The organism is Burkholderia sp. HI4860 (assembly GCF_002223045.2).
In the GTDB taxonomy this organism is placed as follows: Bacteria; Pseudomonadota; Gammaproteobacteria; order Burkholderiales; family Burkholderiaceae; genus Burkholderia.
On sequence record NZ_NKFO02000003.1, the window covers coordinates 2,173,313 to 2,195,762 of the forward strand.

At 67.9% G+C, this 22,450-nt stretch carries 22 protein-coding genes; 5 read left to right on the forward strand and 17 right to left on the reverse strand.

The features are described from left to right. Positions 1–12: 12 nt before the first annotated feature. The 3 genes from CFB34_RS25355 to CFB34_RS25365 all read left to right on the forward strand — a co-directional run bounded on the left by CFB34_RS25355 (position 13) and on the right by CFB34_RS25365 (position 1,635). Positions 13–399: a hypothetical protein gene (locus CFB34_RS25355; protein ID WP_089441152.1), complete on the forward strand. Its 387-nt coding sequence runs from the start codon at positions 13–15 to the stop codon at positions 397–399. Beyond that, the gene (locus tag CFB34_RS25360; protein WP_089441151.1) at positions 396–800 is read left to right on the forward strand and encodes a hypothetical protein; all 405 of its coding nucleotides are present in this window, start codon (positions 396–398) and stop codon (positions 798–800) included. The genes CFB34_RS25355 and CFB34_RS25360 overlap by 4 nt, the downstream gene beginning before the upstream one ends. A gap of 109 nt (positions 801–909) precedes the next feature. After that, positions 910–1,635 (forward strand): copper homeostasis protein CutC, encoded by a 726-nt coding sequence (locus tag CFB34_RS25365; RefSeq protein WP_089431779.1) that lies wholly within the window; start codon positions 910–912, stop codon positions 1,633–1,635. A 205-nt stretch (positions 1,636–1,840) separates the two neighbouring features. Here the strand turns inward: CFB34_RS25365 and CFB34_RS25370 are convergent, their stop codons facing one another. The 6 genes from CFB34_RS25370 to CFB34_RS25395 form a co-directional block, all read right to left on the reverse strand. After that, positions 1,841–3,196, reverse strand: a complete 1,356-nt coding sequence (locus CFB34_RS25370; protein WP_089441150.1) for an allantoin permease — start codon at positions 3,194–3,196, stop codon at positions 1,841–1,843. Positions 3,197–3,399: 203 nt separating this feature from the next. Then, positions 3,400–4,395: a biotin-dependent carboxyltransferase family protein gene (locus tag CFB34_RS25375; protein ID WP_089441149.1), complete on the reverse strand. Its 996-nt coding sequence runs from the start codon at positions 4,393–4,395 to the stop codon at positions 3,400–3,402. After that, complete coding sequence (locus CFB34_RS25380) at positions 4,385–5,260, reverse strand: allophanate hydrolase subunit 1 (RefSeq protein ID WP_089441148.1); 876 nt, start codon at positions 5,258–5,260, stop codon at positions 4,385–4,387. The genes CFB34_RS25375 and CFB34_RS25380 overlap by 11 nt, the downstream gene beginning before the upstream one ends. Further along, positions 5,257–6,720, reverse strand: a complete 1,464-nt coding sequence (locus CFB34_RS25385) for an acetyl-CoA carboxylase biotin carboxylase subunit (RefSeq protein ID WP_089441147.1) — start codon at positions 6,718–6,720, stop codon at positions 5,257–5,259. The genes CFB34_RS25380 and CFB34_RS25385 overlap by 4 nt, the downstream gene beginning before the upstream one ends. 4 nt (positions 6,721–6,724) lie before the next feature. After that, on the reverse strand, positions 6,725–6,967 hold the full coding sequence (locus tag CFB34_RS25390) for an acetyl-CoA carboxylase (RefSeq protein WP_089441146.1): 243 nt from the start codon (positions 6,965–6,967) through the stop codon (positions 6,725–6,727). 16 nt (positions 6,968–6,983) lie between these two features. Then, the gene (locus tag CFB34_RS25395; RefSeq protein WP_089441145.1) at positions 6,984–7,766 is read right to left on the reverse strand and encodes a 5-oxoprolinase subunit PxpA; all 783 of its coding nucleotides are present in this window, start codon (positions 7,764–7,766) and stop codon (positions 6,984–6,986) included. A 259-nt stretch (positions 7,767–8,025) separates the two neighbouring features. On the opposite strand from CFB34_RS25395, the gene CFB34_RS25400 reads away from it, so the two are divergent. Further along, positions 8,026–8,943, forward strand: a complete 918-nt coding sequence (locus CFB34_RS25400) for a LysR family transcriptional regulator (RefSeq protein ID WP_069249003.1) — start codon at positions 8,026–8,028, stop codon at positions 8,941–8,943. Between the two features lie 78 nt (positions 8,944–9,021). Here the strand turns inward: CFB34_RS25400 and bioB are convergent, their stop codons facing one another. From bioB to aceK, 11 genes are all read right to left on the reverse strand, one after another. Beyond that, positions 9,022–10,044, reverse strand: a complete 1,023-nt coding sequence (gene bioB, locus CFB34_RS25405; RefSeq protein WP_089441144.1) for a biotin synthase BioB — start codon at positions 10,042–10,044, stop codon at positions 9,022–9,024. Positions 10,045–10,099: 55 nt separating this feature from the next. Next, the gene (gene bioD, locus CFB34_RS25410; protein ID WP_089441143.1) at positions 10,100–10,819 is read right to left on the reverse strand and encodes a dethiobiotin synthase; all 720 of its coding nucleotides are present in this window, start codon (positions 10,817–10,819) and stop codon (positions 10,100–10,102) included. Continuing rightward, on the reverse strand, positions 10,816–12,123 hold the full coding sequence (gene bioF, locus CFB34_RS25415; RefSeq protein WP_089441142.1) for an 8-amino-7-oxononanoate synthase: 1,308 nt from the start codon (positions 12,121–12,123) through the stop codon (positions 10,816–10,818). The genes bioD and bioF overlap by 4 nt, the downstream gene beginning before the upstream one ends. After that, positions 12,120–13,466, reverse strand: a complete 1,347-nt coding sequence (bioA, locus tag CFB34_RS25420) for an adenosylmethionine--8-amino-7-oxononanoate transaminase (protein ID WP_089441141.1) — start codon at positions 13,464–13,466, stop codon at positions 12,120–12,122. The genes bioF and bioA overlap by 4 nt, the downstream gene beginning before the upstream one ends. A 399-nt stretch (positions 13,467–13,865) precedes the next feature. After that, positions 13,866–15,215 carry a HipA domain-containing protein gene (locus CFB34_RS25425; protein ID WP_089441140.1) on the reverse strand — a complete coding sequence of 450 codons (1,350 nt, stop codon included), beginning with the start codon at positions 15,213–15,215 and terminating at the stop codon, positions 13,866–13,868. Then, positions 15,215–15,604, reverse strand: a complete 390-nt coding sequence (locus CFB34_RS25430; protein ID WP_242808701.1) for a helix-turn-helix transcriptional regulator — start codon at positions 15,602–15,604, stop codon at positions 15,215–15,217. The genes CFB34_RS25425 and CFB34_RS25430 overlap by 1 nt, the downstream gene beginning before the upstream one ends. A gap of 153 nt (positions 15,605–15,757) precedes the next feature. Beyond that, positions 15,758–17,032, reverse strand: coding sequence for a CocE/NonD family hydrolase (locus tag CFB34_RS25435; RefSeq protein WP_089441139.1), 1,275 nt, complete (start codon positions 17,030–17,032; stop codon positions 15,758–15,760). A 106-nt stretch (positions 17,033–17,138) separates the two neighbouring features. After that, positions 17,139–17,576 (reverse strand): YchJ family protein, encoded by a 438-nt coding sequence (locus tag CFB34_RS25440; protein ID WP_089441138.1) that lies wholly within the window; start codon positions 17,574–17,576, stop codon positions 17,139–17,141. A 45-nt stretch (positions 17,577–17,621) separates the two neighbouring features. Next, positions 17,622–18,299, reverse strand: coding sequence for an SDR family oxidoreductase (locus tag CFB34_RS25445; RefSeq protein ID WP_089441137.1), 678 nt, complete (start codon positions 18,297–18,299; stop codon positions 17,622–17,624). 111 nt (positions 18,300–18,410) lie between these two features. Further along, positions 18,411–19,178 (reverse strand): carbonate dehydratase, encoded by a 768-nt coding sequence (gene can, locus CFB34_RS25450; protein ID WP_089441136.1) that lies wholly within the window; start codon positions 19,176–19,178, stop codon positions 18,411–18,413. Between the two features lie 55 nt (positions 19,179–19,233). Continuing rightward, positions 19,234–21,051, reverse strand: coding sequence for a bifunctional isocitrate dehydrogenase kinase/phosphatase (gene aceK, locus CFB34_RS25455; protein WP_089441135.1), 1,818 nt, complete (start codon positions 21,049–21,051; stop codon positions 19,234–19,236). Between the two features lie 303 nt (positions 21,052–21,354). Between aceK and CFB34_RS25460 the strand changes: the two genes are divergently transcribed. Further along, entirely contained in the window at positions 21,355–22,434 is a 1,080-nt protein-coding gene (locus tag CFB34_RS25460) for an MBL fold metallo-hydrolase (protein ID WP_089441134.1), read from the forward strand. The last annotated feature ends 16 nt before the right edge of the window (positions 22,435–22,450 follow it).

Consider the following 22,450-nt stretch of genomic DNA (forward strand, 5'->3'; position numbering starts at 1 on the left):
AAGGAAAACACAATGAAAAGACCGATTTCGCTGACCATTCTCGCGTGGATCATCATCGTGACCAACGCGATCACGTGCGTCTATACGCCGTTCTCGATCGGCATGCCGACCGCCCAGGCGCTGCTGTCGCACTACCTGCTGCCCGTCTGGGCGACGCTCGGCATCAGCGTGATCCTCGAAGCCGTGAACGTCGTGATCGGCATCGCGATCCTGAAAGGCCGCGAGTGGTCGCGCAAAGCCTACATCGTGACGTTCGTGATCGGCATTGCGTTCTCGTTCGTCAACATGCCGGCGTCGATGTATGCGGTGCTGATTCCTGGCGTCCTGCTGTTCGCGCTGTTCGTCTACCTGCTGTTCCGGCGCCCCGCGACCGCGTACTTCCGACAGGCCGTCGCGTGAGCGTCGTGCGTAACGCGCTGGCGATCGTGCTGTTCTCGATCGCCGGCTTCTGCGTGATCGCCGCCCAGATGGCGGCGTTCATGAAAGTCGGCCACGCGGGTGCGACCGTCCTATTCGTCGCCGTGCTGTTCGCGGTATCGGCCGTGCTGCTCGCTGCGGGCGCGTTTGCCGGCGCATTCCGGCCGCGTGCGCGCGGCGCGGGCATCGTGCTGCTCGTCGCGGCCGCGACCACCGCGCTCGGGATGGTGGGCTGGGGGACGCTCGTGCTCACACCGGCGATCGTCGACGTGATGCAGCAGCAGGGCGCGTACTTCAACGCGCGCATGTTCCGCTTCGTGCCCGGCACCGGCGTGACGGTGTTGTCCGCGCTCGTCGGCGTCTGGCTCATGCGGCGCGGCTGACGTACCCGGCTGAAATACGCCGCTGAAGTATGTGGCCGCCGGCATGCTGGCGTCCGTCACGCGGCTCGGCTAGGATGCGCGAATTGTCCAGACGAATCGCGGGCCGCCCATGAACCGAAACGCCGCCTCCTCCGTTCTTCTCGAAGTGATCGCCACGACCGTCGGCGATGCGAAGGCCGCCGCCCGCGCGGGCGCCGACCGGCTCGAACTCGTGACCGCGATCACCGAAGGCGGGCTGACGCCGAGCGTCGGCCTGATCGAAGCCGTCGTGGCCGCCGTGCCGATTCCCGTCAACGTGATCGTGCGACCGCACAGCCGGTCGTTCGTGTATGACGCCGACGATCTCCGCGTGATCGAACGCGACGTGCGTGCAGCCGTCGCGGCCGGGGCGAACGGCGTCGTGTTCGGCGCGCTCGACGCACGCGGCGACGTCGATCTCGGCGCGCTGGCGCGCATCGCGGCCGCGGCGGACGGCCGCGCGCTGACCTTCCACCGCGCGTTCGACGTGTCGCGCGACCTCAATGCCGCGTTCGACGCGCTGCTGCGCGTGCCGGCCGTCACGTCGGTGCTGACGTCGGGCGGCCATCCATCGGTGCTCGACGCGGTCGCAACGATCACGCGGCTCGCGCGGCAGGCGGCAGGCTCGACCTGCACGGTGCTGGCCGGCTCGGGGCTCACGGTCGACGCGGTCGGCGATTTCGTCCGCGCGACCGGCGTGCGTGCGGTGCATTTCGGCTCGGGCGTGCGGCCGCGCGGCGAGGTGCTGGCGCCGGTCGATCAATCACTCGTCGAGCGCGTGCGCGCGGCGATCGACGGCGCGGCGGCACACGTGTGATGCACACGGCGCACGGTCGCGGGCAGCGGCCGTGTGCGCCGATACGACACACCGGTACGCCGTCCGAAAGGGCGGGCCACATGACGGGCGTATCACCCGCCACGCAGGACGGCGCAGATGACAGCGCACGCGTCGATCCGATGCACGCGCAGCCGCGCGCCAGCGAGTATGCGGTCGACGGGCACGGCGGCGCGCAGGTGTCCCGTCACGTATTGCGTACGAACCAGGTCCGCTTGGCCGTGCCCAGCAGCGCGCGATAGACCACCCACGACACGACGAACGTCGCGGGCGCCGACAGCGATGCGGCGAACCCCGTCGCCTGGTTCAGCGCGAGCCCGACGAATGCGCCGGCGAACCAGGCGGTCAGCCCGCCCGGGTTGAAGGTCGGTACATGCGCGTCGCGGCATTCGACGTCGTCGCCGACCAGTTTCCCGTAGCGATCCGACAGGATGTGCGCGAGCGCGACGCCGACCCATGCGACGACGAAGATCCCCTGGTACGCGAGCGCCTGCAGGATCCGCGAGAAGATGTCCGCCATCATCAGCGCATAGACGACCGCGCCCACCACGAGCGCCCACACGAATTTCGGCGCGCGCAGGCCGGCCACCTTCAGGAAGAACGCCTGCATGTTGACGGTAGCGAGGTAGTAGTTCGCGGTGTTGATCCGCGATTGCGTGACCCACACGAACAGCAATCCCCATACGCCCATCAGCTTCAGCAGCGCGAGCACCACGGATACTTCGGAGAGCGTACCGAGCCCCGGAATCGTGCTGACGAGATAGATGCCGGCCGCGCCGTTGACGAGAAACGTGACGAGGTAGAACGGCATCCCGAAGTTGAAGCGGCCGTGATAACCCGCGTCTTCCTTGCGGCCGAAGCGCGCGTAGTCGAACGTGAACATCATCAGCACCCACACGCCCATGTAGTAGACGAAGCAGTGCCACCAGCCGCCGGCCGGCACGGCGCCCGTCGGCCCGAAATCGAGCCAGGCCGCGTGGTAGCCGTATTCGGCCGTCGCGAGCCCGACCGCCGCGAGCAGCCCGAGCAGGTAGAATGGCAGCAGCACGCCGTTGAACTTGTCGAGCCAGTGCTGCACGCTGCCGAACACGAGCGGCACGCTGTAGCAGACGACGATCAGCGCGGCCCATTTGTAATCGAGCCCGGGAAACTGGTGATGCGCGGCGACTGCGATCACCGAACCCTCGAACACCGCGTAGTAGATCGCCGTCGCGAAGAAGATCAGCGTCGCGAGCGCCGCACCCGCGCTGCCGAACAGCACGCGCGAGAACAGCGCGACCGAGAGTCCCGTGCGGATCGCATAGCGGCTGATGATCGTGTTGACGAGGCCGTACGACACGACCGACAGCGCCATTCCGATCAGCGCGTTGCGCGCGCCATAGGTGAGCGCGAGCGTGGCGCCCACGACGATGTAGAACACCGCGCTGCACACGGCCCACCACGCCATCGTCAGCGAAAAGGGCGGCATGCGCGCGTGGTCGGGAACGGCGAGCGTCGACAGGTCGAGATCCTCGTCGGGGCGGGCCTGAGCCAGGTTGGCCATGATCGTGCTCCTTGATGAGCGGAAACTGCGAACGACGTCTCGGCCGCGGTACATGCGATCCGCAGGGTTGCCCCGACGTCGGGCGGGCAACCGGTTCGGCAGGAACGGAAACAGCGCGCAAGCGTCCCCGCCGCGCGGCGCACGGCCGCGCGGTCGGGAAACGACAGCGGAACAGGAACGAGACGGCGTCAGGCGCCCGGAGCTCAGTCCCGCAGCACGGCGCGCAGCAGTGCGAGGCGCCGCTGGTACTCGCGGCGCGCGGCGAGCGCGTCGGCCATCGTCACGCGCACGAAGCGCGCGCGGTGGTTGGGCTGCATCTGGCCGATCAGGTCCATGTCGGCGCTGATGACCGTGCCGATCGTCGCGTAGCCGCCGCCCGACACCGCGTCGCGGTGCAGGATGATCGGTTCGAGCCCGGCCGGCACCTGGATCGAGCCGATCGGGTAGCACGCATCGACGATGTTGGACGGATCGGCGCCTGCGCCGAATGGCTGCTCGCGCGGCCGGAACTGCAGCGCGCGGCCGTTCTTGTAGCGGTAGCCGATGCGGTCGGCTTCGGGCGCGACCGTCCATTCGTCGTCGAAGAAGGTGCGCGCCGATTCGTCGGTGAGCCGGTGGTGGTACAGGCCCGTCAGCACGCGCAGCTCGACCGGGTTGTCGAGCGGCCGGCTCACGGCCGCCGGCAGCTCGCGTCCTTCGCGGTGCGTGCCGGCGGGGGCACCGATCGGCAGCCGGTCGCCTTTCTGCAGGCGCCGGCCCGCGTGGCCGCCGATCGCGCCGAGCGTGTAGGTCGAGCGGCTGCCGAGCACGACCGGCACGTCGATGCCGCCCGCGACGGCGAGATACGCGCGCGCACCGGCCTTCACGTAATGGAACGACAGCACGCTGCCCGCGCGGATTCGCAGCGCGACGTTGCAGCGCTGGCCGATGCCGTCGATCTTCGGCGTCATCTCGGCGCCGGTGACGGCGATCAGCGCATCCGTATGGAACATCAGCTCGGGGCCGAGCAGCGTGCATTCGAGCACGGCGGCTTCCTCGGGGTTGCCGACCAGCAGGTTCGCCGCACGCGATGCGTACTGGTCGAGCGAGCCCGACGGCGGAATGCCGACGTGATAGTAGCCTTGCCGGCCCGTGTCCTGGACCGACGTCGCGAGGCCGGGTTTCACGACTTCGATCAGGTTGTGCGCGTCAGTTTGCATGCAGCACCTCGACGAGAGAGCGGTTATACGCATCGGGATCGCGCAGGAACGCGTCGAGCGAGAATTTCACCGGGCGCACGCGCAACGAGAAGGTGCCGGCTTCGACGGCCGCCACTGCCGCGTCGTACGCGTCGCGATCGATCGGCTGGAATTTCACGATGTCGCCGGGCCGGAAGAACACCATGAACTCGCGCAGGTAGTCGAGCCGCTGCTCGGGGTCGAAGATCGGCGCCGGCGTCACGCCGAACATCTGGTAGCCGCCCGCGCCGCGCACCGAGTAGATGCAGCCGAAACAGCCGCCGTGGCCGACCGTCAGCTTCGGCGTGTCGGTGCGCGGCCGCAGGTACTTCGGCACTTCGAGCTGGCGTTCGCGCTCGACCATCTGGTACATGAACGGCAGGCCGGCGACGAAGCCGACCATCGACACGAACCACGGCGAGCCCGAGTGCGCGGCGATGAATGCGTCGACGTCGCGCTTGCCGTTGATGCGTGCCGCGTATTCGAGATCGGTCGATGACGGGTCCTGGTGACGCTCGCGAAACCGCATCAGCGTCTCGTGCGTCCACGGATCGTTGTAGAGCACCGGCACCTCGACGATGCGCGTCTCGAGTTCGAGCGGCGCGTCGCCGACTTCGGCCTCGATCGTCTTCAACAGCGCGACGAGCGCATCGGGCTCGATCACGTCCGGGTCGTAGCGCACCTGGTAGGACGCATTCGCCGGGCAGATCTCGGTGATGCCGGGCACCGCGCGGCGCTGCAGTTCGCGCGTGATCGCCGTGCCCTTGAAGAACGCGTCGAGCGACATCGATTCGCTGATTTCGACGAACACGAACTCGTCGCCGCCGAACGTATAACGGGTCATCACATCGCCTCCCCGACGCGCACGGCGTCTGCATTGTCGGCTGCGTGTTGCTGCGAGGCGGCGGTGGCGGCTTCACGCCATCGCGGCATCCACGCCTCGAGGAAATTCGTGTGATAGCGCCCGGCGCGCACGTCCTCGTCCGCGAGCAGCGCGACGTGCAGCGGCGCGGTCGTCTTCAGGCCGCCGACGTGCAGCTCGCCGAGCGCGCGAGCCAGGCGCCGCAGCGCGGCCGCGCGGCTCTCGTCGTGCACGATCAGCTTCGCGAGCAGCGAATCGTAGAACGGCGGCACGACGTAGCCCGGATAGAGCAACGAATCGACGCGCACGCCGGGGCCGGTCGGCCACACCAGTTCGTCGATCCGGCCGGGGTTCGGGCGGAAATCCTGCAATGGATCTTCCGCGTTGATCCGGCATTCGAGCGCCGCGCCGCACATCGTGATGTCGTGCTGCGCGAAGCGCAGCGGCTCGCCGTCGGCGATGCGCAGCGTCTCGCGCACGAGATCGACACCGGTGATCGCCTCGGTCACCGGATGCTCGACCTGGATGCGCGTGTTCATCTCGATGAAGTAGAACTCGCCGCGCGCGTCGTCGAACAGGTATTCGAGCGTGCCCGCGCTGCGATAGCCGACCGCTTGCGCGAGTCGCGTGGCCGACGCGCACAGCGCGTCGCGCTGCGCGGGCGTGAGCGAAGGCGACGGCGCTTCCTCGAGGATTTTCTGGCGGCGCCGCTGCAGCGAGCATTCGCGTTCGAACAGGTGGACGACGTGGCGGCCGTCGCCGAGCACCTGCACCTCGATGTGGCGTGCCCGCGCGATGAAGCGTTCGAGGTACACGCCGCCGTCGCCGAACGCCGCCTGCGCCTCGCGCTGCGCGAGCGGCAGCTCGGCGTCGAGCTGCGCGGCGTCGTGCGCGACGCGGATGCCGCGCCCGCCGCCGCCGGCGGCCGCCTTGATCATGATCGGATAGCCGATGCGCGCGGCGACGTCCCGCGCCTCGTCGAGCGACTGCACGACACCGTCGCTGCCGGGCACGGTCGGCACGTTGGCGCGCCGCGCGGTTTCGCGGGCGCGGGCCTTGTCGCCCATCGTGGCGATCACCTGCGAGTCCGGGCCGACGAAGATCAGGCCGGCCGCCTCGACCTGCGCGGCGAATGCGGCATTTTCCGACAGGAAGCCGTAGCCGGGATGGATCGCGTCCGCGCCGCACTGCCGCGCGGCGTCGAGAATCGCGGCGGGATTCAGGTAGCTTTTCGCCGCATGCGACGAGCCGATGTGGATGGCTTCATCGGCCATGCGCGCGGCGAGGCTGTCGCGGTCCGCGTCGCTGACCACGGCGACCGCGCGCATGCCCAGTTCGCGCGCGGCGCGGATCACGCGCACCGCGATCTCGCCGCGGTTCGCGACCAGCACGGTCCGGATTCGCGAAGGGCGATAGAACGAGTCGGGGGAAGTTTCCGGTTTCATCGCGTCACCCCTCGATCCGCATCAGCACCTGGCCCGCGTCGACCGGCTCGCCGTCCTCGACGAGCAGCTCGACCACGCGCCCTGCCGCCTCGGCTTCGATCTCGGTGAACTGCTTCATCACCTCGACGAGGCCGACCACCGCGCCGGCGGCGACCGTCGCGTCGACCGCGACGTAGTAGTCCGCATCGGGCGACGGGCGCCGGTAGAAGGTGCCCGGCAGCGGGCTGACGATTTCGTGCAATGCCATCGTGTGTCTCCTTGAATCAGTGATGGGCGGCGAGCGGTTGCGGCCCGGCGGTCCGGATGCCTTCGCGGATCAGCGCGTGACGCGTGTCGCGCACGAGATCGAGCGCGCCCGGTGTGTCGCTGTGAATGCAGACCGAGTCGAAATCGATGTCGATGTCGTCGCCGTCGATCGTGCGCACCTTGCCGTCGATGCACGCGCGCAGCACCTTGTCGGCGACCTGGCGCGGATCGAGCCGGCCGACGCGGCGCGTAAACACGATCGAGCCGCTGCGGTCGTAGTCGCGATCCGCATAGAACTCGCGGATGACCGGCTGCCCGTATTCGACGGCGACGCGGTAGGTGACCGACGCCTCCATGCAGTACAGCCACAGGCCCGGGTCGACACGTTGCAGCGTTTCGATCAGTAGCCGCGAGAACGCCTCGTTGGCCGCAGCATGCATGTAGAGCGCGCCGTGCGGCTTCACGTGCTGCAGGCTGACGCCGTTCAGGCGCGCGAACTCGCGCAGCGCGCCGAGCTGGTACAGGATGTCGTTGACGAGCGCCTGCGGCGTTTCGGCGATCGTGCGGCGGCCGAAGCCGACGAGATCGCGAAAGCCCGGGTGCGCGCCGATGCCGACGCCGGCGTCGCGCGCGAGCTGCACCGTGCGCGCCATGATGTTCGGGTCGCCGGCGTGAAAACCGGTGGCGATGTTCGCCGAGCTGATGAGCGGCATGATCTGCTCGTCGACGCCGTCGCCGATCGTCCACGGGCCGAAGCCCTCTCCCATGTCGGAGTTCAGGTCGACGCTGTGCTTCCTCATACGGTGTGCTCCTCCAGGTTCTCCGGTTCGCGTGCGTCGTCGCGCATGCCGAAACCGTGTTGAACGCAGGTTAGCCGCGCGGGTTGTGTCAAAAAAGTTCTATTTTTGTATGCAGCTGTATCGATTTTTTCGATACCCCGGAGAGCGGCCGCAGATGGCCGTCGCAGTTGGGATGGCAGGGTTTCCACGAGGCCCGGCTCAAGGGCGCGGCACGGTTGTTATGATGTTTATCGCGCGCCCATCTGCTTTCCCATCGACCATGGCCCTGACCCTCAGACAGCTCAAGTATTTCGTCGCGACCGCCGAGCTCGGCCAGATCTCGCAGGCCGCGATCCAGCTCACCATTTCGCAGTCGGCCGTGACGAGCGCGATCAAGGAGCTGGAGGACAGCCTTGGCACGCAGCTCTTTCTGCGCACGCCGTCGGGCGTGACGCTCACCGACACGGGGCGGCGCTTCCTGAATCATGCGTACACGATCCTGTCGTCGGTCGACGAGGCGATGCGGATTCCGAACCTCGAAAGCACGCTGACCGGCACGCTCGCGATCGCCGCGAGCTACACGGTGCTCGGCTACTTCCTGCCGCATCACGTGCTGAGGCTGAACACGCTGTATCCGCGGCTGACGATCCACCTGCACGAGCTGAACCGCGAGTCGATCGAGGAAGGGCTGATCGCGGGCCGCTACGACATGGCCGTGTTGCTCACGTCGAACGTGTCGAATCCGGCGCTCGTGCTGGAGCCGGTGATCCACTCGGTGCGACGGCTGTGGGTTGGTGCGCATCACCCGCTGCTCAGGCACGAGAGCGTCACGTTCGCGGAAGTCGCGCGCGAGCCGTTCGTGATGCTGACGGTCGACGAGGCGGGGCAGACGGCGCTGCGCTACTGGAACGAGACGCCGTACCGGCCGAATGTGATCCTGCGCACGTCGTCGGTCGAGGCGGTGCGCAGCATGGTCGCGAACGGCAGCGGCGTCGCGATCCTGTCCGACATGGTGTATCGGCCGTGGTCGCTCGAAGGGCGGCGGATCGAGACGATCGTGCTGCGCGATCCGGTGCCGCCGATGAGCGTCGGTCTCGCCTGGCGCAAGGACATCGAGTTGAGCCCCGCGATGCACGCGGTGCGCGACTATTTCAGGCACACGTTCATGGAGCCGCGCGCGCTGGGTGGAGCAGGCTGAGGGCGCGACGCACGCGAAAAAAAGCCGGGACGTATCCCGGCCTTTTCATGTGGCGAACGAACGCGCCGTGCGTGCCGCTTACGCGTTCGCCGTCATCGCGTCCGCATCGCTCGAACGGATGCCGAGGCGTTCGAACAGCGCGCGGTCCTTCTGCGACTGCGGGTTGCTCGTCGTCAGCAGCTGGTCGCCGTAGAACATCGAGTTCGCGCCGGCGAGGAAGCACAGCGCCTGCAGCCCGTCGTCGAGCTGCTCGCGGCCGGCCGACAGGCGCACCACGGCCTTCGGCATCGTGATCCGCGCCACCGCGATCGTGCGCACGAATTCGAACGGGTCGAGCGGCGCGGTGCCTTCGAGCGGCGTGCCTTCGATCGCGACGAGGTTGTTGATCGGTACCGAATCCGGATACGGGTTCAGGTTCGCGAGTTGCGAGATCAGGCCCGCGCGTTCGCGGCGCGATTCGCCCATCCCGATGATGCCGCCGCAGCACACGTTGATGCCCGCGTCACGCACGCGGTCGAGCGTGTCGAGGCGATCCTGGTAGGTGCGCGTCGAGATCACCTGGCCGTAGAACTCCGGCGACGTGTCGAGGTTGTGGTTGTAGTAGTCGAGGCCCGCGCTCGCGAGTTCCTGCGCCTGCTCGTCTTCCAGCATGCCGAGCGTCATGCAGGTCTCGAGGCCGAGTTCCTTCACGCCGCGCACCATCTCGGTCAGCGCCGGCATGTGGCGCTCCTTCGGGTTGCGCCACGCGGCGCCCATGCAGAAGCGGCTCGCGCCGTTCGCCTTCGCCGCGCGCGCGGCGTCGAGCACCGCGTCGACGTCCATCAGCTTCTCGGCCTTCAGGCCCGTGTCGTGGTGCGACGACTGCGAGCAGTAGCCGCAATCTTCCTCGCAGCCGCCCGTCTTGATCGACAGCAGCGTCGACAGCTGCACCGCATTCGCGTCGAAGTGCTCGCGGTGCACCTGCTGCGCGCGGAAGAGCAGGTCGTTGAACGGCAGCTCGAACAGCGCGACGACGTCGGCGACGCGCCAGCGCTGCGAGACCGGAGCGGCCACGGGAATCGCGTCGGGTTGCACGGTGGCGGCGGTCTGGGCTTGGGTCATATCGTTTTCCTGTCCTGGTCGGGGATGAGGGATCGGGGGATCTGTTTCGGTTGGGTCAATGCTGCACGGTGCGCAGCGTCTCGACGAGCGTGGCGATGTCGAGCATCGCCGCGGCGGATTCGGGGGCGGCCGGGCTCAGGTGCGGAATGCGGCCGAGCAGCGGCGCGCCATGCTCGCGGGCGAGCCAGTCGCGCATCGTCGCGATGTTTTCATCGGGGAACGACATCGCCGGGTCGACGTGGTTCGCGACCCAGCCGGCGAGTTTGAGGCCGCGCGTGGCGATCGCGTCGGCGGTCAGCAGCGCGTGGTTGATGCAGCCGAGCCGCACGCCGACCACGAGCACGACCGGCACGCCGAGCGCGACGGCGAGATCGGCCATGTCCTGCGTGTCGTTCATCGGCACGCGGAAGCCGCCGGCGCCTTCGACGACGACGATGTCCGCGCGCGTCAGCGCTTCGCGATGGCACGCGACGATCGTGTCGATGTCGAGCGTCACGCCTTCCTGCGCGGCGACGATATGCGGCGCGGCCGGCGCCTTCAGCAGGAACGGCGTGCGCAGCTCGGGCGGCAGCACGACGTTCGCGGCCGCGTCGAGCTGGTCGGCGTCCTCGTTGCGCCACACGCCGTCGCGCTCATACGCGCCGGCCGCGACGGGTTTCAGCGCGGCCGCGCGCAGGCCATGCCGTGCGAAGCCGTGCAGCATCGCGGCCGAGACGAAGGTCTTGCCGATTTCGGTGTCGGTGCCGGTAACGAACAGCGAGAGCGGGGCGGTCATGCCGCAGTCTCCCGCCGGGCCGCCCCAAGGGAGGCTGCAGCCGAAGTAAGCGCTGAAGCGCCAACTCCGGTCGACAGCGAACGAAGTGAGCGTGGGGGCTGTTCCGTCTCCTGCACGGCCTGCGCTTCACTGGCTTCGATCAGCGCGGCTTCGAGCCGCGCGAGATCGTCGAACGAATGCGCGGCCGACAGCGACACGCGCAGCCGCGACGTGCCGACGGGCACCGTCGGCGGCCGGATCGCGGGCACCCACAGGCCGTGCGCGTCGAGCGCGCGCATCGCGGTGAGCGTCGCGTCGTTGCTGCCGATCACGAGCGGCTGCACGGCAGTGTGCGAATCGACCGGCTGCCAGCGCGTGTTGCGCAGCAGCGCGCGCGTGCGGTCGATCAGCGCGGCGAGATGCGCGCGTCGCGCGTCGCCTTCGTCGCCCGCGATCACCTTCAGGCTGGCCGATACCGCGTGCGCGACGGCCGGCGGCGCGGCCGTCGTGAAGATGTAGCTGCGCGCGCGCTGGATCATCCATTCGATCACGGTCTCATGCGCGATCACGAACGCGCCCGCGACGCCGGCGGCCTTGCCGAGCGTGCCGACGTACACGAGATGCGGCGAGCGCAGCGCGGCGGCCGCGAGCGCGCCGCGGCCTTGCGGGCCGAGCACGCCGAAGCCGTGCGCATCGTCGACGACGAGCCACGCGCCGTGGCGTTCGGCCAGCGCGACGAGTTCGGCGAGCGGCGCGATATCGCCGTCCATGCTGAACACCGTGTCGCTGACGATCAGCTTCGTTTCGGCATCCGATGCGTCGAGCAGCGCGGCGAGCGCGGCCGTGTCCGCATGCGGATAGACCTGCACGTTCGCGCGCGACAGCCGCATGCCGTCGATCAGCGACGCGTGGTTCAGCGCGTCGGAGAAGATCGTCGCGCCCCGGCCGGTGAGCGCCGTCATCGCGGCGAGGTTCGCCATGTAGCCGGTGCTGAAGTACAGCGCGCGCGGCGCGTCGGAGAAGCCGCCCGAGAAGGCCGCGAGTTCGTCCTCGAGCGTCGCGTGCGCACGCGAATGGCCGCCGAGCAGGTGCGAGCCGCCGCTGCCGGAGCCGTAGCGCTGCGCACCTTCGGCGAACGCGGCGACGAGCGCCGGATGCGCGGCGAGGCCGAGATAGTCGTTGCTCGCGAAGCCGACGATTTCGCGGCCGTCGACGGTCATGCGCGCATCGCACGCAGTGTCGGCGGTGCGGCGCACGCGGCGCAGCCCTTGCGCGTCGAGCTCGGCGAGGCCGCGTTGCAGGGTATCGAGCAGGAGGTTCGTCATGCAGCGATCTCCGCGAGCGTTGCATCGAGCGTGTCGCGCGTGCTTTGCGCGAGCCACGCGATGTCGTCGTCGCTCATCACGTACGGCGGCATCAGATAGACGGTCGTGCCGATCGGGCGCAGCAGCAGCTCGCGTTCCAGCGCGCGTTCGAAGAAGCGACGCGAGAAGCCGCGCGCCGCGTCGCCGTCGAGCGCGACGTCGAACGCGAACAGCGTGCCGCGCTCGCGCAGGTGGCGCACCTGCGGGTGCGCATCGAGCGGCGCGAGCGCCGCGCGCATCGTCGCCGATTTGCGGGCATTGGCCGCGAGCACGTCGTCGCGCTCGAACAGGTCGAGCGTCGCGACCGCCGCGCGGCACGCGAGCGGGTTGCCCGTGTACGAATGCGAGTGCAGGAAGCCGCGCGTCGTGTCGTCGTCGTAGAACGCGGCGAACACGTCGTCGCGCGTGAGCACGAGCGACAGCGGCAGGTAGCCGCCGCTGATGCCTTTCGACAGGCACAGGAAATCGGGCCACACGCCGGCCTGCTCGCACGCGAAGAAGGTGCCGGTGCGGCCGCAGCCGACCGCGATCTCGTCGGCGATCAGGTGTACGCCGAATTCGTCGCACAGCGCGCGCAGCCCGCGGACGTACGACGGATCGTGCATCGCCATGCCGGCCGCGCACTGCACGAGCGGCTCGACGATCAGCGCGGCGATCCGGTCGCCGCGTTCGACGAACAGGCGTCGCACGTCCGCGAGCGCACGGCCCGCGACGTCGGCGGCCGTTTCGCCCGGCAGCGCGCCGCGTGCGTCGGGTGATGCGACGACGTGCGCATGGCGGATCAGCGGGTCGTACGCGTCCTTGAACAGCGCGACGTCGGTCACGCCGAGCGCGCCGATCGTCTCGCCGTGATAGCTGTTGGCGACGCAGACGAATTCCTGCTTGTTCGCGCGGCCGCGGTTGCGCCACGCGTGGAAGCTCATCTTCAGCGCGATCTCGACCGCCGACGCGCCGTCCGACGCGAAGAACGCATGGCCGAGCGTGCGCTGGGTGAGCGCGTGCAGCCGCTCCGCGAGCTCGATCGCGGGCTCGTGCGTGCAGCCGGCGAGCATCGCGTGCTCGAGCGTGTCGAGCTGGTCCTTCAGCGCCGCGTTGATGTCCGGGTTCGCATGGCCGAACAGGTTGACCCACCACGAGCTGATCGCGTCGAAGTAGCGGCGGCCGTCACGGTCGTACAGCCACAGGCCCGCGCCGCGCGCGACGGGGATCAGCGGCAGGCGCTCGTGATGCTTCATCTGGGTGCAGGGATGCCAGACCGCGCGCAGGCTGCGCGCGACCCAGTCGTCGGTGGCTGGCGTACTCAAGGCGACTCCGGGGGATAAAACGGCTGCGCGGCATCGACGGGATGCCGCGCGGCGAGATACGAAACGCGCTGAGATTAGCGTGTTCCGCGACCCGTTGCACTACCGGTTACAAACACCGCAAAGCCTTGCCTGGCGGGAGTTCGACGCAGATCGGGGCGGCTCGGGACGGTACGGTTCAGATATCCCGAAATGACCGCAGATGACGACGTTCGAGCGAGACCCCCCAACCGAAAAAAATCGTGGGGCGGGTGGGGCGTGATGGCGCAGAAATATGGGGAATGATGAGGTGAGTGGTTTGTGGCGACACTGGGAGATCGAACGATTCAGCGTCTCGCGTTGCCCGATCGACGGGGGCCATGCGTGGCAAGGCGCCGGGACGGACGCCGATGGAAGGTGAGATCAGGGCAACGCTTTACGCAATGTCGGGTGGGATACGTCATCGATGTGGCGGAACGCTGGCGCGATCTTGTCGATTTCCTTGCCGGGCACGCCGCGCTCCTCGAAACACGTCTTCCACTCGCGGGTCGGTTGCCAGACTTCCGCAATCGCGAGTCCGGCATCCGTTTTCGAAAGACCGAACGCATCCCGGGCGTCGAACGCGTTGTCGAGCGTCGCGAGCCGGCCTTGCGGCCCGATGCCAAGGTGCAGATAGCGCTCGTGCGCGCTGCTCGGCCGGGGCAGGACATCGTACAGCGGGCTGAGGCGCCAGCCGGGCAGGCGGGGGTCGTGGATGAATCCGTGGTTGCGCAGGTGGTCGTCGTCGTTGCTCACGAGGATGTTGAAGACCATCCGCTTGAACAGTTCCCGGTTGTCGGCGCGAATGGCATCGATGTGTCCATGCTGCCGGATCGCGTGCGCGACGTCCTGGTAACTTTTCGCCATCGATTCCATCTCGGCACAGCCGACCAGCGTCAACGCACTCGCGAAGGGGAGTCTTCGCTCGGTTGCTCCGGCGCGAGGGGGCAGGTATAACGCGTCGTCGCCGCGAAGGGTGCCGAATTCGGGGTGGGTCCAGTACCGATCGAATCGACGGATCAACATGACCTGACGGGTTCCCACGTCGACGATGCGGGTGGGCGGTACCCGAATGCCGCACCGTGCCGCCAGACGAAGCGTGGCTTCTTCGATGACCGTCAGGTTCAACCGATCGCTGAGACTCGGGAATTTGGCCAGCCACAACACGCCGTCTTCGTCTCGCACCGTCGCCTTCGGGCGCGCACCGCCGAGGCCGCTCCCTTGTACGAAGATGGCCTCGAGCTCGGCGGGCACGGTCTCGCCTTCCTCGATGCGCGCCGCCGAATCGACCAGGTATTCGAGGTTGAGCAGGCCATTGCCCGCCTGCGGGCCGGGAGGCGTGTCCAGGCTTTCCCGAACATCGAGTGCGCCGATCCGCTGACTGCCGGCGTGCAGGAGATAGGTGGACTCGGGCAGCGCGTTGGCTTTGGCCCTGAGCTTGGCTTCGATGACACGTCGCCCCCATGCATCGGGCGCGGCGTCGCGAATACCGCCGAACTGCGTCAATCCGCCCGCCGGAAAGCTCATCTTGCCGCGTATCTCGTCCTTTCTTGCGAGGCTCAGGCTGACCGGGTCGACTTCGATGGCGTTGGGCCGGCCGAGATAGCGCAAGCCGTATGCGAAGCTCGACGCCTGCAGGCTCACGCCCTCTTCGGTCATTTCGAGCAGGCCGGCGGGTGCCCAGTCATCGTCGAGATAGGCAAACACCGCGAGTCTTTTGACGACGGCAGCCATCAGAAGTCCAGATCCTTGAGTTCGTTGTCGGTGAGCGAGCGCACCCGCCGGCCGCGTTCGCGGGCCGCTTGAGCCTTGAGCGACGGGTCCGTTCCGGAGAGCAGTTCCAGCAGGGTCGTTCCTGGCGCAATCGCGTCGAGATACCGAAGCCACTGCCCGAGGGCGACGCCCGGATCGCCTTTCTCGATACGATAGGCGGTATTGCGCGAGAGCCCGGCGCGGGTGGCCGCCTCGTTTTGCTGAACGCGTCGCGAAACGCGCAGACGGGCGAGCGCTTCGCCAACGCGGGCGGCTTCCGCGAGAACGGTTGGGCTGGCGGCAGCGGCTTGATTGACCTTCATGTTCGTAAAATCGATCGTTATGTCGATAGGGATCGAAATAACGATCATGATAGATCATGACTACACGAATTCAAGCTGGATGCTCGTAAAAACGAGCGTTCCACGGCTTGCGCTCGATTTTACGAGCACGAGCGATGCGTGAAGCGAGGCGCTGAGATGGCCTCGGTGTGATGGGCGAGGGGAGGAAATGACGCGCTTGGATCAGCGCGAAGCCAACGCCGGCGTGCCGGTGTCGCGTGCGGTGCCGTCGTCGTGATCGGCCGTTTGCGTCGCGTCGTTCCACACGACCCGGTCGTTGACCGCATACAGCCGGCACGAACCTGCGCCCTGCTTCGAGCAGTTGTCGAGCGCGAGCGCCATCGGATCGTCGCCGCCTTCGGCCCACGACCACGCGCCTTCCGACGACACCGCGAACGCGCGGCTCGGATGCTGGTTCAGGAAGCGGCGATAGCCTTCACGGCCGGCTTCGTCGACATACGGTACCGCGTTGACCGAGTCGATCGACGCATAGCCGCTCGCCTTCGGTTCGTGCGGGCTCGCGACCGCGTAGCGCACCGACGTCGGCAGGTTCAGCTGCGCGAGGAACGCGTTGACGGCCGGCCACCACACGGGCACGCCGTCGCGATCGACGATCAGCCGGTGCGCGTCGTCCTTGTAGCGGCCGAAATCGATGAACTGGGCCTGCGTGCCGTGCGAAACGTACGCGTCGTGCATTTGCGCGACGAGCCCGGGCGTCCACACCGAGTCGTTGTCGCCGTACAGCCACAGCGACCGCACGGCCGTATGTGCGCCGTACTGGTCGAACGCGTCGACGAGGTTTTTCTGCCAGCCGTCGCAGAGGTCCTGGCGCAGCCCGCCGGAGAAGTTGATGATGCCGCGCACGCCCGGTGCGGCTTCGGTGCCGTACGCGACCGACACGAGGCCGCCGTGCGACGTGCCGGCGACGACGATGCGCGACGCATCGACGTACGACTGATGCGACATGTAGCGCACGGTCGCGTCGACGTCGGCCGCCTGCGCGAGGCCGTTCTTGCCGACGTTGCAGCCTTCCTGCTGGTACGTGCCGTCCGAGCCGGCGAAGCCTTGGCGGTTCGGCGCGATCACCGCATAGCCGCGGCGCACGAATTCGCGCGCGAACGCGAGCGGCCGGCTGCGCGGCTGCTGATGGAGATCGCCGGTGTTCTTGCCGTGGTTGAAGACGACGAGCGGGAACGGGCCGGGCCCGTTCGGCTTGAAGAGCGTGGCTTCGAGCGTAACGGTGCCCGATGCGTCGGCCGGAATGCGGAGGATTTGTTCGTTCAGGTCGGCGGTGACCTGCGGCAGGTTCGCATCGGCGTAGTCGAAGCGTTCGGCGTGGGCGAGCGACCCGCTGGCGCCGGCACCCGACCCCGTATTGGCGCCCGGCAGCGTACCGGCCTGAGCGGCCGACAGCGCACACGCCGCCATCCATCCCACCAATACCTTGCTGAACGCCATTCGTAAGCCCTGCCATGCAACATGACCAATTCGAGGTCATCGTAGCCGGACAAAATGGGGTTGTGCAATGCGGGAATTACCCGGCGTCTGACACAGCAACTATTTGTCAACGTTCACTGACTTCGCCGTCGACGTAGCGCCAGAAACCCTGTTCGTCGCGCTCGAAACGGCTCGTCTCGTGAAGGCGGTAAGCGCGCCCGCCAACCTTGTAGCGGGCCACGAACTCGACCTCCGCGTGCCGCTCGTCGAGCGGCGCGTGGCGTTTGACCGCGAGGCCGAGCCAGCGCGGCGCGTCGGGCGCTTTGGGGTCGGTGTCGAGATCGGGCGGGCAGGTGCGCGCGGCCCAGGTCGCGCGCAGGTAGTCGGTCGCGCCGAGCACGTACGCGCTGTACCGCGAGCGCATCAACTCGAGCGCGGTCGGCGCGGCCTCGCCGCCGTCGATGTAACGGCCGCAGCAGGCCGCGTAGCGGGGCGCCGGCGCTTTGCCGGCGGGAGCGGGGGACGCGCCGCCGCACGGGCACGCGTCAGGTCGGTTCAAAATCATGCGAAACAGGAATTAACGACGTAGGGTTGTCGGCTGACTACCGGTTCACCAGCTCAGCTCGATACCGTCGTACTGGAAGAAACGGCCGTTTGCCTGCGACACGTCCGCGCCGGATTCGGCGATCACGCGGCGCATGCCGGTCACGCTGGTTTCCGGGTCGATCGCGGCCTGCGCGCCGCCCATGTCGGTGCGCACCCAGCCGGGATGGAGCGAAATGCATGCGGCGTGGCGCGTCTGCAGCGACGCGATGCGCAGCGCATCGTTCAGCGCGGCCTTGCTCGCGCGGTACAGCCAGCCGGTCGTGCCGGTCGCCTCGGCGATGCTGCCCATCCGGCTCGACACGACGGCCAGCACGCCGCGCGCGTCCTCGACGAGCGGCAGCACGATCGGCAGCAACTGCATCGGCCCGCGCACGTTCGTATGCATCACCGCGTCGAAATCCTCGGCGGTGACCGTCTCGACCCCTTCGGTGCGCGGCCCATACACCCCCGACACCAGCACGGCCGCATCGAGCCGCTCGCCGTCGAGCTTCCAGCCGAGCGCCGCGATCTGCTCGGGCTGCGTGATGTCGAGCGCATGCGCCTGCGCGCCGAGCGCGCGCAGCGCGTCGAGCGACGCGTCGTCGCGCGCGGTGGCGATCACGTTCCAGCCGTCGCGCCGGTATTGGCGGACGAATTCGCGGCCGAGGCCGCGCGATGCGCCGACGATCAATGCGGTTTTCATGCCCGTCGCTCCTTTGCTTGGCGCCGCCGTGGCGGCAGCGCCGGTGTCAGATCCGTTCGATGGGTGCGCAGCGGCACGCCTGCGTAGCGATTCGCTGCGCAGGCCGTGGCGTCACTTCGCGTCGTCGCACGGCTTCAGCGTGGCGGCGACTGCCTGCGCGACGCCTTCGAGCCGTGCGGCGTCCGCCGCGATCATGTCGTTGTCCGGGGCGTGCTCGCCGCCGGCGACGAGTGCGGCCACGCAGCGCTTGTAGGTCTCGTCGAGCGCGTCGAAGCTCGACACGGCCATCCCGAGGTTGCGCATCCGGCCGTCATGCACGCCGTACACGAGCCCGTGCACTGTGAGCGACTGGCCGCGCGCCCACGCGTCGTTGACGATCGTCGTGCGGCACACGTTGACGACCTGCTCGATCGCGTTCAGCTCGATCAGGCGGCGATAGCGCGCTTCGCCCACCGGCCATGCGTCGAGCAGCGCCGAGTGGCGTTCGCGCACGTCCTGCACGTGATGCAGCCAGTTGTCGGCGAGGCCGACGCGGCGGTTGAGCAGGGCGGCGTTCACGCCCGAGCAGCCGTAGTGGCCGACCACCATGATGTGCTTCACGCGCAGGATGTCGACCGCGAACTGGATCACCGACAGGCAGTTCAGGTCGCTGTGCACGACCACGTTCGCGATATTGCGGTGGACGAACACTTCGCCCGGCGGCAGGCCGATGATCTCGTTCGCGGGCACGCGCGAATCCGAGCAGCCGATCCACAGATATTCCGGCGCCTGCTGGTGGGCGAGACGCGCGAAGAACTGCGGGTCGTCCTCGAGCTTGTGCTTGACCCAGGCGTCGTTGTTGTCGAACAGGTGTGAAAGCGGATTGTCTTGGGGGTTCATCGGTGTGGATTCCGTTGACGGAAATCGGGTCGCAATCGGTGCGGCATAGCGGGCGTCAGGCGGCGCGCTGCGCGTCGCCTGCGCCCTCGTTCTGGTCCGTCGCGCCGAAGCGCGCGGGGTAGCGCACGCAAAAGCGCAGCGCGGTGTCGTACGGATAAAAGTCGGGCAATTCGCCCTGGATCAGCTTGTCCTTGCTGGCCTGCCACAGCGCGGGATCGAAAAAGTCCGCGTGATGCTTCATGAAGACCTCGCGCACGCGCGGGTCGCCGAGCAGGAACGGCCCGTAGGTCTCCGGAAAGATGTCGTGCGGGCCGACGGTATACCACGGTTCGCCGGACAGCTCGTCTTCCTCGTTGCGCGGCGGCGGCACGCGGCGCACGTTGCAGTCGGTCAGGTACTCGATCTCGTCGTAGTCGTAGAACACCACGCGGCCGTGGCGCGTGACGCCGAAGTTCTTGTACAGCATGTCGCCGGGAAAGATGTTCGCCTTCATCAGCTCCTTCACCGCGTTGCCGTATTCCTTCACGCCGTGCTCGACGTCGGCATCGGAGCCGTTCTGCAGGTACAGGTTGAGCGGCGTCATCCGGCGCTCGATGTACAGGTGCTTGATCACGAGATTGCCGTCCTCGTATTCGAGCAGCGACGGCACTTCCTTCTCCAGCTCGCGCACGAGCGCGTGGTCGAGCCGCGCGAGCGGCAGCGCGACGCTCGAATACTCGAGCGTGTCGGCCATCCGCCCGAGGCGGTCGTGGCGCTTCACGAGCTGGTACTTCTCCATGATCTGCGCGCGCGTCGTTTCCTTCGGCGGCGGGAAGTGATCCTTGATGATCTTGAACACGTACGGGAACGACGGCAGCGTGAACACGAGCATCACGAGGCCCTTGATCCCGGGCGCGATGATGAAGCGGTCGCTCGAATGCGACAGATGGTGCAGCAGGTCGCGATAGAACAGGTTCTTGCCCTGCTTCTGCAGCCCGACCGACGTGTAGATCTCCGCCTTCGGCTTGCCGGGCATGATCGTGCACAGGAAGTCGACGTACGCGGACGGCACGCCCATGTCGACGAGGAAATACGAGTGCGAGAAGCCGAAGATGATCATCAGCTGGTCGCGGCGCAGCAGCACGGTGTCGAGCGCGAGCACGCCCGGGCGCACGTGGCGGATCGGCACCGCGAACGGCAGCACGCGGTCGGCGTTGATGATGCGGCCGACGATGTACGCGCTCTTGTTGCGGAAGAACAGCGACGACAGCACGTGGATCTGGAAATTCGGCGCTTCGTCGAAGTGGCCGAATTCGTCGTGGATCGCCTGCATCACACAGGCGATGTCGCGCGGGAGATCGTCGAACGCCGGCTCGAGCTGGAAGTTCGTGACGATCCGCTCGAGCGTGGCCGCGAGCCCGTCGGTGCCCGGATAGTACGCGCGGTAGGTCGGCTTCGCGGCCGGCTCGTCGTTCTCCAGATACTCGGTCGAGATCGCCGGGCGCACGAAGATGAAATCGTTGCTGAAGTACGAGCGGTGCAGGATCTTGCAGCACACCGAATTGAAGAAGGTCTCCGCGCACTCGGGCTGGCGGTGCGACGTGAGCAGGCCGATGTAGTGCAGCTTGATCTGCTGCCACACTTCGTCGTCGATGTTCTCCGCGTCGTATTCGTCTTCCAGCACCTCGACACATTCCTTCACGCGATCGTCGTACGACGTGATCCGCTCGCGCGCGAGCCGCTGCAGCCCGTGCCAGTCGCCCTGCTCGTACAGCGTCTTCGCCTCGACGGCCGCGTCGCGGAAGATCCGGTAGTGGCGGTCGAAGTTCTCGAGCATCGTCTGCGCGACGTCGAAACCGATCTGCGAGGACAGCAGTTTGGGGAAGTGATTCATCGCGTGCAGGCTCGTTCGGGAGGGGCTGTAAGCACTCGCCATTTTAGCGCCCAAGCGGGCGGTTCAAGGGCGTTGCGGCGACGCGCGGCCGGCGGGCAGGCGGCGGGTTGTCCGCCGTTGGGAGCCGTTCGGTGCATCTTCGCGTAAAGATACGGGTACGGAACCGATTCTGGCACGAACTTTTTTTGACGGGCAGCCAGCCGCGGACACGCGTTCCGTGTGACGGCGATAGAATCGACGCACCGCCCGCCATGGCCTGCCGCCGGCGTGCAATCGCACCGATAACGACGAGACGCCCCATCGATGAACGCACTGGAACACCAACTCGACTATCCCTTCGCCGACACGCTGCCCGCCGCGGGCGACACGTTCGAGGTCGCGCCCGGCGTGCGCTGGCTGCGCATGCCGCTGCCGTTCTCGCTCGATCACATCAACCTCTGGCTGCTGCGCGACGAGATCGACGGGCAGGCCGGCTGGACGATCGTCGATTGCGGGATCGCATCGGACGCGATCCGCGCGCACTGGGAACAGATCTTCGACACGCATCTCGACGGCCTGCCCGTGCTGCGCGTGCTCGTCACGCATTGCCACCCCGATCACTTCGGCCTCGCGAACTGGCTGTGCGAAGGCGGCGACAAGGGCCGCTGGAACGTGCGGCTGTGGATGACGCTCGGCGAGTACATGTTCGGCTGCCTGATGGCGGCCGGCAACGGCTCGAACGCGGGCGGCGCGGCCGCCGCCGATCACTTCGCGCGCCACGGGCTGACCGATCCGGCCGCGCTCGACAAGCTGCGCAACCGCCGCAACTACTACTCGGATCTCGTGCCGGCCGTGCCGCCGCGCTATCGGCGCCTGCGTGAGGGCGACGCGGTGACGATCGGCGCGCGCACGTGGCGCGTCGTGACCGGCTTCGGCCATTCGCCTGAACATTGCGCGCTGCACAGCGAAGCGGACGGCGTGCTGATCTCCGGCGACATGGTGCTGCCGCGCATCTCGACGAACGTGTCCGTGTTCGACCTCGAGCCGGAGGCGAACCCGCTCGCGCTGTACCTGCAGTCGCTCGGCCGCTACGAGACGATGGCGCCCGATACGCTGGTGCTGCCGTCGCACGGCAAGCCGTTCCGCGGCGTGCGCACGCGCATCACGCAACTGCGCGAACACCACGACGCGCGCCTGGCCGAAGTGCGCGTCGCCTGCGCGGAACAGCCGATGAGCGCGGCCGACATCGTGCCGATCATGTTCCGCCGCCGCGAACTCGACATCCATCAGATGACGTTCGCGCTCGGCGAGGCGCTCGCGCACCTGAACCTGTTGTGGCTTGCGGGCGAGCTCGTGCGCGAGCAGGGCGACGACGGCGTGCTGCGGTTCCGCACCGCCGGCTGACACCGTTTCGCTTTCC

What these genes read in the sequence shown, in the direction of transcription:
- CFB34_RS25355 (WP_089441152.1), top strand. Translation starts at nt 13, where the DNA reads ATGAAAAGACCGATTTCGCTGACCATTCTCGCGTGGATCATCATCGTG.
- CFB34_RS25365 (WP_089431779.1), top strand. Translation starts at nt 910, where the DNA reads ATGAACCGAAACGCCGCCTCCTCCGTTCTTCTCGAAGTGATCGCCACG.
- CFB34_RS25370 (WP_089441150.1), bottom strand. Translation starts at nt 3,196, where the DNA reads ATGGCCAACCTGGCTCAGGCCCGCCCCGACGAGGATCTCGACCTGTCG.
- CFB34_RS25375 (WP_089441149.1), bottom strand. Translation starts at nt 4,395, where the DNA reads ATGCAAACTGACGCGCACAACCTGATCGAAGTCGTGAAACCCGGCCTC.
- CFB34_RS25385 (WP_089441147.1), bottom strand. Translation starts at nt 6,720, where the DNA reads ATGAAACCGGAAACTTCCCCCGACTCGTTCTATCGCCCTTCGCGAATC.
- CFB34_RS25390 (WP_089441146.1), bottom strand. Translation starts at nt 6,967, where the DNA reads ATGGCATTGCACGAAATCGTCAGCCCGCTGCCGGGCACCTTCTACCGG.
- CFB34_RS25395 (WP_089441145.1), bottom strand. Translation starts at nt 7,766, where the DNA reads ATGAGGAAGCACAGCGTCGACCTGAACTCCGACATGGGAGAGGGCTTC.
- CFB34_RS25400 (WP_069249003.1), top strand. Translation starts at nt 8,026, where the DNA reads ATGGCCCTGACCCTCAGACAGCTCAAGTATTTCGTCGCGACCGCCGAG.
- bioB (WP_089441144.1), bottom strand. Translation starts at nt 10,044, where the DNA reads ATGACCCAAGCCCAGACCGCCGCCACCGTGCAACCCGACGCGATTCCC.
- bioD (WP_089441143.1), bottom strand. Translation starts at nt 10,819, where the DNA reads ATGACCGCCCCGCTCTCGCTGTTCGTTACCGGCACCGACACCGAAATC.
- bioF (WP_089441142.1), bottom strand. Translation starts at nt 12,123, where the DNA reads ATGACGAACCTCCTGCTCGATACCCTGCAACGCGGCCTCGCCGAGCTC.
- CFB34_RS25425 (WP_089441140.1), bottom strand. Translation starts at nt 15,215, where the DNA reads ATGGCTGCCGTCGTCAAAAGACTCGCGGTGTTTGCCTATCTCGACGAT.
- CFB34_RS25430 (WP_242808701.1), bottom strand. Translation starts at nt 15,604, where the DNA reads ATGATCGTTATTTCGATCCCTATCGACATAACGATCGATTTTACGAAC.
- CFB34_RS25435 (WP_089441139.1), bottom strand. Translation starts at nt 17,032, where the DNA reads ATGGCGTTCAGCAAGGTATTGGTGGGATGGATGGCGGCGTGTGCGCTG.
- CFB34_RS25440 (WP_089441138.1), bottom strand. Translation starts at nt 17,576, where the DNA reads ATGATTTTGAACCGACCTGACGCGTGCCCGTGCGGCGGCGCGTCCCCC.
- CFB34_RS25445 (WP_089441137.1), bottom strand. Translation starts at nt 18,299, where the DNA reads ATGAAAACCGCATTGATCGTCGGCGCATCGCGCGGCCTCGGCCGCGAA.
- can (WP_089441136.1), bottom strand. Translation starts at nt 19,178, where the DNA reads ATGAACCCCCAAGACAATCCGCTTTCACACCTGTTCGACAACAACGAC.
- aceK (WP_089441135.1), bottom strand. Translation starts at nt 21,051, where the DNA reads ATGAATCACTTCCCCAAACTGCTGTCCTCGCAGATCGGTTTCGACGTC.
- CFB34_RS25460 (WP_089441134.1), top strand. Translation starts at nt 21,355, where the DNA reads ATGAACGCACTGGAACACCAACTCGACTATCCCTTCGCCGACACGCTG.